The following is a 13,273-nucleotide window of genomic DNA, read 5'->3' on the forward strand; positions in this document are numbered from 1 at the left end:
GTCAGCTCGCTTTCCGGGCCGCGCGCTGGTCGGCCCACGTCTGGACTTCGATGCGGTCGACCAGCCAGCGGCGGCCGTCCATGCGGGCGGTGGTGAACGTGCCCCGGCAGAGCCGGCGGGCGTACTGCTCGCTGACCTGGCCGATGCGCGCCACGTCTGCCACCTCCACCTCGTCGTGCTGGGTTGAGGATGGCTCGAACTCCGCGACCAGCGGTTTCGCGGTTTCGACGCCGCAACCCGCCGCCTGCTGGCGCTCAACGGCCACCCGCAGGGCGTCGGCGAGGCCGGGCACGTCCGGGGGGACGATGCCGTCGCGTCGGGCGGCGGCGAGGGCGTGGCGTACGGCCTGCTCGATGCGGGCGACGGCAGGTCCACGCACCAGCAGTTCGCCGCCGGCCAGGACGAAAACCTGCGGCCCGGTCACTGATCGCCCCGGGCGATCCGGTCGACCACATCCGTCCACTCCTCGACGGTCAGCACCGTCTCTGTGCGCCCCAGCAGCAGCGCGAGGGTGGCGGCGACGGCGAGCAGTTGCCCGATGGTGAGCTGCTCCAGCTCGGCTCGGGCGGCGCGATAGCCGGCGTCGGCGGTCGAGCCGGAGAGCGCGGCGTACACGGCGTGGCGCGCGAGCAGCAGGTCGGCGGCGCCGCCGGGGCCCGGCCTGGCTGCGGCGGTGGTCATCCGGTGACCTCCCGTCCGATGGCGTCGAGGTCGGCGGCGGTGGAGATGGACCGCAGCGCGACCTGGGCGCGCGGTCCCCACGCGGTGGCGGCCAGGCCACCAGCCAGGGCGATGACGGCGTTCATCGCCGCGTTGGGGTCGGCGTTGACCAGCTCGCCAACATGGTCGGGGTCGCCGTCGAGGTACGCGAGCAGGATCCGCGCGGCTAGGCCGTGCTCGGCGAGCTGGGCGGCGTCGTCGGTGGGTCCGGTCATCGCCGTGCACCTCGCCCCCGGCCGCGTCCGCGTGAGCCTCGCGGGCGGACCCTTGCCGTACCCCTCGGTCGGTCCCGTTCGGCCGTCTCCGGCCGCCTCAGCGGGCCGGGATCCGGGGTGATCGCCGGTCGGCAGTCGGTGCACGTGCCGTACTGGTAGATCAGGCTGCCCAGTTGCAACAGGCCCGGCCAGACGCCGTCTCCGTGTTCGACGCCGGCGCACACCCGGCCGCAGGCGTCGCACGTGCGGTCCCGCTCGCTGCCCCGCGGCAGGGCGACCAGGTACGCGCACGCCGGGCAGGCCACCAGGCCGGGCCGCCAGGCGGCGGCGACGACCGGCGCCGGCCGCGACGGGTGCGGGTTGTGCCGGCAGGTCGATGCCCGCCCGTCTACCCACGCGGTGAGCGCGTCGAGGATGCCCAGGCGCAGCCATCCGGGCGTACCGCCGGCGGTGATCGGGGTGGTCTGCTCGGCGCCGAGCACGTCGGCGCCGATGGTGGTCACGAGCCGCAGCGCGTCGGCCGCGGCGGCGTCGGCCTGGTCGACGATGTGCACCGGAGCGATCGACCGCAGCGCGTCGATCAGCTCGTCGTAGCGCGGGTGGAGCATGAGCTGCTCCAGCGCCAGGGTGGGGGTCATCGGGTGGCCTCCGGGGCGTGCTGCTCGGCTGCCTGCCGTGCCGCCGTCCGGGCGCCCACCACGTCGGCGAGCGCGGCGGCGAGGCGGAAGGCGTCGCCGAGGTGAGGCGAGTCCCAGGAGAACGCGGCGATGGCGGGGGTCACGAGGGCGAGCGCCGTGGACACGGAGAAGCCGCCGCTGCCGCTGCACGCCGGGAGCGTGCTCCGGTCGAGTTGGCCGAGTTCTCGCCGCCAGCGCTCGTTGTCCTTGATGGCCTGAGCGAGCGCGGCCTTGCGCTCGTTGGTCAGCTTGAACCGATCGGCTTCGGCGAGGAACCTCCGGTTCCCGTCGATCACGCCGGTGAGCGCGGCGCGCATGTGCGGGTAGACCAGGTTCCACGCCTCAGCGATGCGGCGAGCGGCGTCGGTGTCGACGCGAGTGTCGTAGCTGCGGATGTCGGCTACAGAGATCATCGGGTGGCCTCGCAGTTCTGGAAGTGAGCGGTGGAGTCGAGCGGCCAGTGGCAGGCGGGGCAGGTGTCGCTGTCTTCGGGCCAGAGCGGGGCGACAGGGGCGACAGAGGCGACAGGTTCGGTGTTTCCCCTGATCGGGGAGTGCGACAGGTTGTCGCCCGGGTTGTCGCCCGCCGGGGCGACAGAGGCGACAGCGAGGGGGGTGGGTTCGGGGTTGTCGCCCCTGTCGCCCGGCTGTGCGACAGCGGGGGCGACAGGGTGCGACAGGTCGTGACCAGCGGACACGCTCGGGTTGTCGCCCGTGTCGCCCGTGTCGCCCGTGTCGCCCGCCTTCAGCAGTCGTGCGGCGTGCGGGTGGACCTCCCACCCGCCGCCCTGGTGCTCGCGGATCCACCCCTTCTCGGCGAGGTCGTCGAGCACGGGCCGCGCGTCGGCGGCCTTGCGCAGCGTCTTCGGCCCGGTGCGCTGGAGGTCGCGCAGCTTGAACAGGGTGAGGCCCTTGTCGACGAGCCAGCTCAGCAGCAGCCGCGCGTCGGCGGTGGCCTTGTCGTCGCCACTGGCGGCCAGGGCGGCGACGGCGTGCGCCTGGTAGTAGTCGCCCAGCTCGACGGCGGCCCGCATGGTCGCCTCGCTGATCGGGTCGGCCAGCGAGGCGGTGGCAGCGTGCAGGCACCCGGCGATCCGGGCGACGGCGCCGGCCAGCTTGGATCCCCACTCGCGCACCAGGTCGGCGCCGAGTTCGCCGCCGCGGCGTAGCCGGTACTCGACGGCGCGGTGGTACTCCAGGTGCACCTTCCGCGCGGCCTCGCTGAGCGCGACCAGGGCGGGGGTGTCCCGCTCGGCCATGGTGAGCGCCAGGTCGTAGATGAGGTGCCGGTACGCCTCGCGGTCCCGCTCGGGCATCTCCGGCGGCTCGACGTCGCGGTGGCCGGTGTTGTCGACGGGCAGTGCCCACAGGATCCGGGCGAGCACGCCCCGGCCGCCGAAGTCGGGCCGCTCGACCAGCTCGCGCAGCGCGAACGGCTGGATGGATGCGACCAGCGTCAGCGCCGGGGCGTCGACCCGCTCCGGCTCCCGGCCGCGCCGGTCGACCAGGATCGCGTCTCCGGCGTGGGCCATGAGGATCGGGTCGAGGTTGGGCGACTTGCTGTAGCGGCCCGTCAGCGAGGTGAAGATCCCCGCCTCGGCGGAGATCGCGGCGATGCGTCCGCCCTGGTTGGCCAGCAGCGTGATGAGGGCTTCCGGGGTGGCGTCGCTGGCGGTGAGCCGGGGGTACGACGGGACCACCACCTGCTCGGCGACGCGTACCGCCTCCTGCGCCTCCATGATCTTCACCGGGTCGCCGTCCTTCGCTGCGGCCCGCTTGGCGGTGTCGGCGAGCTGCTCGCGGATCTCCCGCTCGGTGCGCCGGTCGCGGATGAGCTGCCCGACCTGCTCGGCGAGCGCCACCTCGGCCTCGGTCAGCGGGGCACGACAGACGGAGATGACGGCGCTCTTGCGTGAGCCGGGAGGCATGACCGGCACGACGAACAGGTTCGTCGGCTCGCGCCATCCACGGCGGACGACGACCACCACCCGGCCACCGACGCAGGCGGCGAGGATGCCGAGCACCACCGAGCCGGGCAGGTCCGCCGGCGTCTGCACCTCCAGCGCCAGGCCGCGAACGAACCGGGCCAGCGTCGGGGGCAGGGCGTCGATCGGGAACGGCGGCAGGTCGGCCTGCCACCCGAGCGGCAGCGGGTCATCCCACTGCTCGGCTGCGTCCATCGTGGTGCCCCTGTCTCCGCTGCCGATCGGCCCCGCGATGGCGGCGCGCTGCTCGGCGGCGGCGTTGCTGGTCGTGGGCGTGCCGTAGCCCTGGCGGCTCAGTTCCCGGGCGGCGGCCGAGTGGTCGCCGCCGTGGTTGAGCAGGGCGTACGCGCCGAACTTGGAGTAGGACTGCTCGGCCTCGAACGGCCAGCCCGAGGTGGAGAAGTTGTGGAAGCGGTCGGTGCCGCGGGCGTTGGTGGTGGCCGAGATGCCGAGCGTCTTCTCCGGCCGCCGCCAGTAGCGGATCTGACCGCCGCCGGGCCGGTGGACCTCGGTCCATCCGTGCGGCTCCAGCACGTCCGACCAGTCGACCTGCGCGGCGTACGCGTCGCCCGGGCTGACCGTGCCGTCTGTCCTGGGCCGGGGCACGCGGGGCGCGTCGGCCTGGCGCTCGGGCTCGGGCATCCGATCGAGGCTGCGGAACAGCCGGTGAAGCTGCTCGCGCTCGGCGGCGGTGATGGTCGGTACCTGGCCGGCCCGCCCGGTGGTGACCTCCCACGGCTGCCCGGTCGGGTGGGTCGGCCCGTGGGACGGGGCCACCACCACGTAGCCACCCTCGCCGCGCGTCTCGGCGAGCACCTTGATGCGCTCGCGGGGCGCAGCGGCCAGCTCGTCGGCGTTGGACGGACGTCGGGCAAGCGCGGTGTTCCCCGGCACCGGGGCGTCGCTGATCCGGTAGAGGATGTGCAACCCGCCGGAGGGGGTGCGCTCGACGTACGCGCCCTGCTCGGCGGTGAGGCGCAGCCACAGCCCGGTGAGGCCGGCGGCGGCCACCAGCTCGTCGAGTTGCGCGAGAGCACCCTCGGCGACGGCACGGCCTTCCAACTCCAGCATTTCCAGCCCGCCGGAGACGGCGCCGCAGACCAGCCCGACGCCGGCGGCGTTGGTGGCCACCAGGTTGGCCCGGGGGTACTGCTCGCCCTGGTACTGCGTCCAGGAGCCGACGCCGGGCCGCTTGCTGCCGTCGCCCGCCGCGGGCAGGACGCACACCCCGGCGTCGTGCCAGGCCAGCGCAGCGGCCCTGATCGCGTCGAGGTTCGTCACGCTCGGCTCCTTGCTTGCTTGCGACGCTGGACGGGGCCGAGCCGGTACATCAGGCCGGTGACCGGGCAGCACTTGTCGACGCGGTGGGAGAACAGCCGGGCCGTCTCGCCGACGCGGTGGGCGTGGGCCGTGCCGCAGCGGGGACAGGTGAGCACCACGACGAGCCACAGCGACCGGCCGCGGCACGGCGGGCCGGCGTAAGCGCGGGCGTGCGGAAGGTCCCGCAGGTCAGCTACGCTGACTGTGCTCGCCGACATGAGCTCTGATGAGGCCCGGGATCCCACCCCCGGGCCTTTTCGTGTCCGGGGCATCTCAGGCCGCCTCCGCCGGGTCCTCGCCGAGGTGGCGCAGCAGGTCGGCCCGCGCGACTCGGTAGCGGTTGCCGAGCCGGAGGACTCGGACGGGGAACTCACCGCGCTTGGCCAGGTCGTACGCCAACGTGCGGCCCACGCCGATCGCCCGGCCCGCTACGACCACATCGACGCTGACCGGCAGCGACAGCAGCTCGGCACGACTCATGCCGGATTGTGTCTTCACGTCACACTCCCTCACGGATCTGCGTGGTGACGACACAAGAGTGATGTGGCGTGTTGCCAGATGTCAAGTCGGCATGCCATTGTGCGTCCATGACACAACCGAACTGGTCCGCTCGCCTGGTCCGGTCGATCGCCTCTGAGGTGAAGCGGCACCGGGAAGCGCAGGACATGAGCGCGCAGCGGCTGGCCGATCGCTGCGCTGAGCTGGGGCAGCCCATCCCGCGGTCCGTGCTCGCCAATCTGGAAAGCGGGCGCCGGGAGGCACTCAGCGTGCCGGAACTTCTCGTGCTCGCCGAGGCGCTCGGGGTGCCACCTATCGCCCTGCTCGTCCCCGTGGGTCATGCCGACCAGGTGGAGGCGCTTCCCGGCGTGTCGGTGTCCACCAGCGACGCGCTGGCCTGGCTTACCGGCGACAAGCCGCTACCGGGTGCGGAGTGGCCCACCGGAGGCCCTAGCCTCGCGGTGGCTCTCTACAGGAGCCACCGCCGGTTCTTCACAGAGTGGACTCGCTGGCGCGAGCGGGAGCAGCAGATCCGGCTGGGGGCGATCGAGGGAACCGAAGCGGATGCCGAACAGCTCAGGCAGGCCGCTGCAGATGTCGCGCGGTCGATCCACCTCATGCGCGTGACGATGATGGAGCAGGGCATTCGGCCCCCGCAGGATGTGCCGGCGGAGATCGCCGCCTTGGACGGAGCCGACCTGTGAAGGGCAGCGTCTTCAAGCGTTGCCCGTGCGGGGTGACCGGCGTCAAAGGCAAGCGGGCGTGCCCGAAGAAGCACGGCACCTGGTACTACGTCGCCGACCTCGGCGAGGACCGCGACGGCCGCCGGCGGCAGCAGAAGAAAGGCGGCTTCCCCACCCAGGACGAGGCGTCCACCGCGCTGGCGGCGCTGGTGACCCGCGTCAGCGTCGGGCAGTACCACCACGACGAGCGGAAGACGCTCGCCGACTACCTGGCCGAGTGGATCGACGACAAGGTGGCCGCCGGACTGCGGCCGACGACGGAACGCGCGTACCGGCACCACATCCGCGACTATCTCGTGCCGTACCTCGGCAAGTTGCGGCTGCGCGACCTCCGCCCAGGTCACGTCTCGACGATGCTGCGAAAGATCGGCAAGGCTGACGAAGCTCCGTCACCGGCGACGGTGCGGCGGATCCACGCCACGCTGCGCTCGGCCCTGGCCAGTGCGGTCCGGGAGCAGCTCGTCACCTACAACGCAGCCCGGTCGGTCGAGCTGCCGGCGGCGCCGCGGCCGAAGGTGCGCCCATGGGAACCGAAGGAGCTGGGCGCGTTCCTCGACGCCGTGGCCGACGACCGGCTGGCGGCGCTGTTCGAGCTGGTGGCCGCGACCGGGTTGCGCCGCGGTGAGGCGTGCGGGCTGCGGTGGGACGACGTCGACCTGGCCGACGGGCAGCTGGTGGTGCGTCAGCAGATCGTGGAGGTTTCCGGGCCGCACCAGTGCCCGTACTGTGAGGCTGGGCATCGCGGTCTGCACTTCGGGCCGCCGAAGACGTCTTCGGGTGAGGCGCGCGTGGTGGATCTAGACAAGGGCACGGTGGCGGTGCTGACCGCGCACAAGGCCACTCAGGACACCGAGCGGGACGAGTGGGGCGAGGCGTACGTCGACCACGGCCTGGTCTTCGCTCACGAAGACGGCAACCCGCTGGTGCCGACCACCGCCGTCACGAAGCGATTCGCCGAGCTGGTGAAGGCGGCCGGCGTGCGCCGGGTACGGCTTCACGACCTCCGGCACGGCGCTGCGTCGCTGCGTCTCGCCGCCGGGGTAGAGATGAGCGTCATCTCCAAGTCGCTCGGCCATTCGTCCATCGCGATCACGGCCGACACGTACTCGCATCTCCTCGTCGGTGTCGGGAAGGCGGCGAGTGAGGCTGCCGCGGCCCTGATCCCGCGCCGGTCGCGTGACCAGTCTGTGACCACCTCGGCGAATCCACAGGCCGCCGAGGTGGCCGAAGACGCTGTTCACGCTGGTAAAGCTGGTGGGCCGCCCGAGACTCGAACTCGGAACCTATGGATTAAAAGTCCACAGCTCTGCCATTGAGCTAGCGGCCCGCAGAGCACAGGCTACCCGAAGCGGATGAGCCGGGCGGACATCGTACGCCGGGCCTCTCGATCTTGCCGACGCTGCCATCCAAGGCGCGCGGGGCCCTCCGGGCCGTACGCGGACGGCTACGCTTCGGCCATGTCGAGCTGGCGGTGGCGCGACCGCGCGGCGACGGTGGCAGTGGTGCCGGCCGTCGCCCTGGTGGCCCTGCTCGGCCTGCTGGTGCAGGCGGACGGCCTCGACACCCCGGCCGAGCTGGCGGCGTTGCTGGTCGTGCTGGTCGCCTCCGGCGCGTTGTACGCCCGCCGGCGCTACCCGGTGGCGGTGGGGGCGGTGGCGCTGGTCGCGGTAAGCGCCTACGGGGTGCTGCTGCACCGGCCCGGGCCGGTCATGCTGGTCTTCGTCGTCGCGTTGTACACGGTCGTCGACGAGGGGCACCTCGCCGTCGCGGTGGGGCTCGGCGTGGCCTCGGTCGTCTCCTTCGCGGTCGCCGACAGCTGGACGCGGGCCGGCGCCGGTGGGAACGGCGCGACGCTGCTGCACGCCGGGTGGCTGGTCGCGGTGATCGTCGGGGTGACCCGTAACCGCCGGGCCTACCTGGCAGAGGTGCGGGCCCGGGTGCGCGCCGCCGAGCAGGGCAAGGAGGAGGAGGCCCGCCGCCGGGCCACCGAGGAGCGGCTGCGCATCGCCCGCGAGCTGCACGACCTGCTCGGTCACCATCTGTCGTCGATCAACGTGCAGGCGAGCGCGGCGCTGCACCGCCCGGATCCGGAACGGGCCGAGGCGGCGCTCACCGCGATCAAGCAGACGAGCAAGGAGACGCTGCGGGAGTTGAGGACGACGCTGGGGATCCTGCGCGCGGAGGCCGTGCCGCCCGCCCCCGGGCTGGAACGGCTCTACGAGCTGGTCACCTCGGCCGGGCGGTGCGGGTTGGTGATCCGTACCGAGGTGGCCGAGACCCGGCCGCTGCCGGCGGAGGTGGACCTGACGGCGTACCGGATCGTCCAGGAGGCGCTGACGAACGTGACCCGGCACGCCGCCGCGACCACCGCGACCGTCCGGGTCCGGCCGGACCGCGACGACCTGCTGGTGGAGGTGGAGGACGACGGCGCCGGCACCTCGGCCCCGCCCGGGAACGGGATCCTCGGCATGGGTGAGCGGGTCCGGGCGCTGGGCGGTTCGCTGACCACCGGTGCCGGGCCGGCCGGCGGTTTCCTGGTGCGTGCCCGCCTCCCGCTGCCGCCGGGCCCGCAGCCGGTCCGGGTGCCGGCGGCCCGATCGGAGCCGGAGGGCGCGGCGTGATCCGGGTGCTGCTCGCCGACGACCAGAACCTGGTACGCGCGGGCTTCCGCTCCATTCTCGACGGCGAGGACGGCATCGAGGTGATCGGCGAGGCCGCCGACGGCGCCGCCGCGGTGCGGCTGGCCCGGCAGCTGCGGCCGGACGTCGTCCTCATGGACATCCGGATGCCGCAGCTCGACGGTCTGGCCGCCACGCGGGAGGTCACCACGCGCGGCGACGGCCGGGTGATCATCCTGACCACCTTCGACCTCGACGAGTACGTCTACGACGCGCTGCGGGCCGGGGCGAGCGGCTTCCTGGTCAAGGACACCGAGCCGGCGGAGCTGATCCACGGGGTCCGGGTGGTGGCGCGGGGCGACGCGCTCCTCGCGCCGGCGATCACCCGCCGGCTGATCGCGGAGTTCGCCGCCCGCGCCCGGCACCCGGAGCCGGGGCCACGGCTCAACGCGCTCACCGAACGGGAGCGTGAGGTGCTCGTCCTGGTCGCCGCCGGCCTGTCCAACGACGAGATCGCGGCCCGGCTGGTGCTGAGCCCGGCCACCGCGAAGACGCACGTCAGCCGGATCATGACCAAGACCCGGGTCCGGGACCGGGCGCAGCTGGTGGTGCTCGCGTACGAGTCCGGGCTCACCGTGCCCGGCTGGCTCACGTCCTCCTGACCGCCACGGTCAGGTGGTGCGGCGGGCGCGGGCCGACGCCCACCCGCCCAGGCCCGTGCCGACGACCCCCAGCACCACGCCGACGATCGCCCCGGCCCGTCCCTGCCCGTTCCCGAACCCGTCCGAGGTCAGGGCCAGGTGCACGGCGCTGAGCACCAGGCCGACCAGCCCGGCCGCCAGCGCCAGCAGGGCCCGGCCACGCCCGCCCGAGGTCGGGCGGGTCACCGCCAGCCCGCCGATGATCGCGCCGGCCAGGCTCACCGCGGCGAACGTGGTGGCGCCGAACCGTCCGGAGCCGCCGAGCCCACCCGCGGCGACCGAGACGTGCGCCGCGGCCGGGGCGGCGAACCCGAGCCCGCCGGCCAGGGCGCCGGCGGTGGTGGCAAGCAGGTGATGGACGGGCATCGGAACTCCCTCGGATCGGGGGCGACAGGTACAGGCGGCAGCGTATGGACGGGACCGGCCCCGGGTCGTCATGCCGGAGTTGCCGATCGGGTTACCACCCTGGGCGTACGCGCCCGGTCGTCCGTACCCCGGTGGTGGTGGTCCGCGCGAATCCCCGTCGGTGCGCGGTTGCTGTCCGCTTCAGCGGGTACCGCACCGAGTATGCGCATCGTGATCGTGGGGGCCACCGGCAACGTGGGGACCGCCGTGCTGCGTCGGCTGCGGCGGGAGGCGGGAGCGGAACTGGTCGGGGTGGCCCGCCGGCTGCCCGGGCCGGACGCCGGTGAGCCGTACGACGACGTGGAGTGGCACTCCTGCGACGTCGGGGCGCCCGGCGCGGCCGACGACCTGGTGCGGATCTTCGCCGGGGCGCGGGCGGTGGTGCACCTGGCCTGGCAGATCCAGCCCAGCCACGACCGGCGCACGCTCTACCGGACCAACGTCGGCGGCAGCCGCGCGGTGATCGAGGCCGCCGTCCGGGCCGGCGTTCCCGCCCTGGTGTACGCCTCGTCGGTCGGCACCTACGCGCCCGGCCCGAAGGACCACCCGGTCAGCGAGAACTGGCCGGCGACCGGGGTGGAGACATCGTCGTACAGCCGGGACAAGGCCGAGGTGGAGGCGCTGCTGGACGGCGTGGAGCGGGAGCACCCGGAGCTGCGCGTGGTCCGGCTGCGGCCAGGGCTGATCTTCCAACGGGAAGCCGGTACGGAGATCAGCCGCTACTTCCTCGGCCCGCTGGTGCCGGTGCGGCTGCTCCGCTACGGCCGGATCCCGCTGGTCCCGGCGAACCGGCGACTGCGGATGCAGGCGGTGCACGCCGACGACGTCGCGGACGCGTACGCCCGGGCGGTCGTGGGGGACGCGCGCGGCGCGTTCAACGTGGCGGCCGACCCGGTGCTGACACCGGAGCTGGTGGCCCGGCACTTCCACGGCTGGACCGTGCCGGTGGCGGTGCCGGTGCTGCGCGCGGCGGCGGCGGTGACCTGGCGGGCCCGGCTGCAACCGGTCGACACCGGCTGGGTCGACCTGGCGCTGAACGTGCCGCTGATGTCCAGCGAGCGCGCCGAGACCGAGCTGGGCTGGAAGCCCCGCGTCGACACCGTGACCGCCCTGCGGGACCTGATCGCCGGCATGTCCACGAGGGCCGGCGCCGACTCCCCGCCCCTGTCCACGGACCCGACCCTTCCCGGCCGTCCCGCCGCCCTCGCCAAGGGCCACCTCCCCGGCCACCCCAACCCCTACTGACCGCCCCGCCTCTCTGTTGATCAAGGAGTTCGCGTCCCGGCGGAGATCGACAGGGACGCAAACTCCTTGATCAACGCGGGCGAGGCCCGGGGGCGCGCGGGAGGCTCGGGGTCAGGAGAGGCGGGAGGCGGTGACCGTCGGGGGGCGGGCGCCGAGGAAGAAGATGCCGGGAAAACCCTTCGTCTCGAAGCCCCGGCTGGGGTTCTTCCGCAGGGTGCTGCCCTCGACGGTCATCGTGCCGGTGCGGTTGTTGCTGACGAAGAAGACCGCGCCGCCGCCCTCGTTGGCGCTGTTGTCCTCGATGACCGTGCCGGCGATCTTGACCGTGAACTCGTTGCCGTCGCAGTAGATCGCGCCACCGCTGCCGCCGCCCGGGGTGCCGCCCCGGGCCGGGTTCGCGCCGGTGCCCACCGCCCGGTTGTCGCGGAAGACGCTGTTCAGCACCGTCCAGGAGACGCCGATGCTGCTCAGCGCCGCGCCGTTGGCGCACACCCCGCCGGTGAAGGTGCTGCTCACCACGTACACCGGCTTGTTCTCGAACTGGCTCAGCACCCGCACCGCGGCGCCGCCCAGGTCGGGGCCGGTGCGGTCACAGCGGTTGTCGACGAACCGCGAGTTGACCACCTTGAACCGACCGCCCCGGACGAAGATCGCGCCGCCCCCGCCGCCCTCGGCGGTCACGCCCGTGGAGTTGCCGTCGGCGAACGTCAGGTTCTGCACGGTGAGCTGCGGGTGGTCCTGGTTCTGGCAGTGCGAGGTGGTCCAGCCCTGGGCCTGGTCGCAGGTGTTCATGTAGAGGATCCGTCGGCTGCCGCCGCCGCTCAGCGTGACCTTGCCGCCGCCGTCCAGCACGACGCGGGGGCCGTGCGAGTTCACCACCTTGGCGGTGGCCTTCATCGTGATGGTCACCGGCGCCGGGCCGCAGTCGAAGGTGATCACACCGCCGGCCGCGACCGCCTTCACCACCGCCGCGGAGGTGCAGCTCGCCGGCGTACCGCTGCCGACCGTGCGGGTCGGGCGCGACGTGTCCACCGCCCGCGCCTCGGCCGGTACGGCGGCGCGCCCGTCCGGGTTGCCGGCGCGGAACGCGACAGGGGCGGTGCTGGGGCTCGGCGTGGCGCTGCCGAGGCCGACCCGGGCGCTCGGCGAGACGGCCGGGGCGGCGGCCGGACCGGTCGGTGCGCCGGAGCCGGTGGCGGCGGCCGGCGCGGGCGTGCCGCCCGGGTCGTCGCCGCCGCACGCGGGCAGCGTCGCGGTGGCCAGGGCGAGAGCGAGCAGGGAGACAGCGGACTTCACGCGCACCGCCCGATGTTAGGAGGCGCGACCACCCCGGCACGACTCCACCGGCGATCCTTAACCCGCCGCTAAACCGTCAGGCGTGCGAGAGGGTGAACGCCACCAGGAAGCCGAGCACGGTGATCAGGCCGACCAGCAGGTGCGCGTCCTCGAACGCCTCCGGCACCATGGTGTCGGTGATCATCGCCAGGATCGCGCCGGCCGCGAGCGCGGTGATCGTGGCCAGCACCTCGGGCGGGGCGCCGCCGAGCAGCGTGTACCCGGCCAGCGACGCCGCACCGGAGAGCAGCCCGATGGCGGTCCACAGCCCGAAGACGTAGCGCCGGGTCCGCCCGGCCTGCCGCATGCCGGCCGCGCTGGACAGCCCTTCCGGCACGTTGCTGAGGAACACCGCGATCACCGTGACCAGGCTGACCGGCCCGCCGGCCAGCAGGCTCGCGCCGATCACCACCGATTCCGGTACGCCGTCGAGCAGCGCGCCGACCGCGATGGCCGACCCGGAGCCGGGCTGCTCCTGCTCGGACGGCTGCTCGTCGCCGGAGCGCTTGCGGTGTCGGGCACCGTGCCGGGCCAGCAGCACGTTCGCCCCGGTGTACGCGAGCGCGCCGGCCGCCGCCCCGATCGCCACCGGCAGCAGCCCGCCCTGCTCGTGCGCCTCGTCGATCAGCTCGAACGACACGGCGGAGAGCAGCACGCCGGCGCCGAACGCCATCACCGACGCGGTCATCCGGCGCGGTACCCGCGCGAAGAACCCGACGGCCGCCCCGATCAGCAGGGCGGATCCGGCGAGCAGGCCCCAGAATCCCGCTTGCAACCACTCCGGCACGCGCAGGACCCTACCCCCGGCCGGG

15 protein-coding genes and 1 tRNA gene are annotated in these 13,273 nt (G+C 73.6%); 4 read left to right on the top strand and 12 right to left on the bottom strand.

What is annotated here, in order from left to right:
- Position 1 precedes the first annotated feature (1 nt).
- From O7600_RS20150 to O7600_RS20180, 7 genes are all read right to left on the bottom strand, one after another.
- Positions 2-424: a hypothetical protein gene (locus O7600_RS20150; protein WP_281589575.1), complete on the bottom strand. Its 423-nt coding sequence runs from the start codon at positions 422-424 to the stop codon at positions 2-4.
- Positions 421-681 carry a hypothetical protein gene (locus O7600_RS20155; protein WP_281589577.1) on the bottom strand — a complete coding sequence of 87 codons (261 nt, stop codon included), beginning with the start codon at positions 679-681 and terminating at the stop codon, positions 421-423. Before O7600_RS20155 ends, O7600_RS20150 begins: the two co-directional genes overlap by 4 nt.
- Positions 678-935 carry a hypothetical protein gene (locus O7600_RS20160; protein ID WP_281589579.1) on the bottom strand — a complete coding sequence of 86 codons (258 nt, stop codon included), beginning with the start codon at positions 933-935 and terminating at the stop codon, positions 678-680. The genes O7600_RS20155 and O7600_RS20160 overlap by 4 nt, the downstream gene beginning before the upstream one ends.
- On the bottom strand, positions 932-1,573 hold the full coding sequence (locus tag O7600_RS20165; protein ID WP_281589581.1) for a hypothetical protein: 642 nt from the start codon (positions 1,571-1,573) through the stop codon (positions 932-934). The genes O7600_RS20160 and O7600_RS20165 overlap by 4 nt, the downstream gene beginning before the upstream one ends.
- Positions 1,570-2,025: a hypothetical protein gene (locus O7600_RS20170; RefSeq protein WP_281589583.1), complete on the bottom strand. Its 456-nt coding sequence runs from the start codon at positions 2,023-2,025 to the stop codon at positions 1,570-1,572. Before O7600_RS20170 ends, O7600_RS20165 begins: the two co-directional genes overlap by 4 nt.
- Positions 2,022-4,877, bottom strand: coding sequence for a DUF3987 domain-containing protein (locus O7600_RS20175; protein WP_281589585.1), 2,856 nt, complete (start codon positions 4,875-4,877; stop codon positions 2,022-2,024). Before O7600_RS20175 ends, O7600_RS20170 begins: the two co-directional genes overlap by 4 nt.
- A gap of 312 nt (positions 4,878-5,189) precedes the next feature.
- Entirely contained in the window at positions 5,190-5,414 is a 225-nt protein-coding gene (locus tag O7600_RS20180) for a helix-turn-helix domain-containing protein (protein WP_281589587.1), read from the bottom strand.
- A gap of 89 nt (positions 5,415-5,503) precedes the next feature.
- On the opposite strand from O7600_RS20180, the gene O7600_RS20185 reads away from it, so the two are divergent.
- Positions 5,504-6,118 carry a helix-turn-helix transcriptional regulator gene (locus O7600_RS20185; RefSeq protein WP_281589589.1) on the top strand — a complete coding sequence of 205 codons (615 nt, stop codon included), beginning with the start codon at positions 5,504-5,506 and terminating at the stop codon, positions 6,116-6,118.
- Positions 6,119-6,954: 836 nt separating this feature from the next.
- Here O7600_RS20185 and O7600_RS20190 read toward each other — a convergent pair.
- Positions 6,955-7,398, bottom strand: a complete 444-nt coding sequence (locus tag O7600_RS20190) for a hypothetical protein (RefSeq protein WP_281589591.1) — start codon at positions 7,396-7,398, stop codon at positions 6,955-6,957.
- Between the two features lie 11 nt (positions 7,399-7,409).
- Positions 7,410-7,484, bottom strand: a tRNA-Lys gene (locus tag O7600_RS20195).
- Between the two features lie 130 nt (positions 7,485-7,614).
- Here O7600_RS20195 and O7600_RS20200 point away from each other — a divergent pair.
- Both O7600_RS20200 and O7600_RS20205 read left to right on the top strand, forming a co-directional pair.
- Positions 7,615-8,778: a histidine kinase gene (locus tag O7600_RS20200; RefSeq protein ID WP_281589593.1), complete on the top strand. Its 1,164-nt coding sequence runs from the start codon at positions 7,615-7,617 to the stop codon at positions 8,776-8,778.
- Entirely contained in the window at positions 8,775-9,437 is a 663-nt protein-coding gene (locus O7600_RS20205; RefSeq protein ID WP_281589595.1) for a response regulator transcription factor, read from the top strand. Before O7600_RS20200 ends, O7600_RS20205 begins: the two co-directional genes overlap by 4 nt.
- 9 nt (positions 9,438-9,446) lie before the next feature.
- Here the strand turns inward: O7600_RS20205 and O7600_RS20210 are convergent, their stop codons facing one another.
- A complete protein-coding gene (locus O7600_RS20210) occupies positions 9,447-9,842 on the bottom strand; it encodes a DUF6223 family protein (RefSeq protein WP_281589597.1) in 396 nt (131 codons plus the stop codon).
- Between the two features lie 201 nt (positions 9,843-10,043).
- Here O7600_RS20210 and O7600_RS20215 point away from each other — a divergent pair, with 201 nt between their 5' ends.
- The gene (locus O7600_RS20215; RefSeq protein WP_281589599.1) at positions 10,044-11,126 is read left to right on the top strand and encodes an NAD-dependent epimerase/dehydratase family protein; all 1,083 of its coding nucleotides are present in this window, start codon (positions 10,044-10,046) and stop codon (positions 11,124-11,126) included.
- A 111-nt stretch (positions 11,127-11,237) separates the two neighbouring features.
- On the opposite strand, the gene O7600_RS20220 is transcribed toward O7600_RS20215, so the two are convergent.
- Both O7600_RS20220 and O7600_RS20225 read right to left on the bottom strand, forming a co-directional pair.
- Entirely contained in the window at positions 11,238-12,428 is a 1,191-nt protein-coding gene (locus O7600_RS20220; protein WP_281589601.1) for a hypothetical protein, read from the bottom strand.
- A 70-nt stretch (positions 12,429-12,498) separates the two neighbouring features.
- On the bottom strand, positions 12,499-13,248 hold the full coding sequence (locus O7600_RS20225; protein ID WP_281589603.1) for a ZIP family zinc transporter: 750 nt from the start codon (positions 13,246-13,248) through the stop codon (positions 12,499-12,501).
- Positions 13,249-13,273 lie beyond the last annotated feature (25 nt).

Source organism: Micromonospora sp. WMMA1998 (assembly GCF_027497375.1).
In the GTDB taxonomy this organism is placed as follows: Bacteria; Actinomycetota; Actinomycetes; order Mycobacteriales; family Micromonosporaceae; genus Micromonospora; species Micromonospora sediminicola.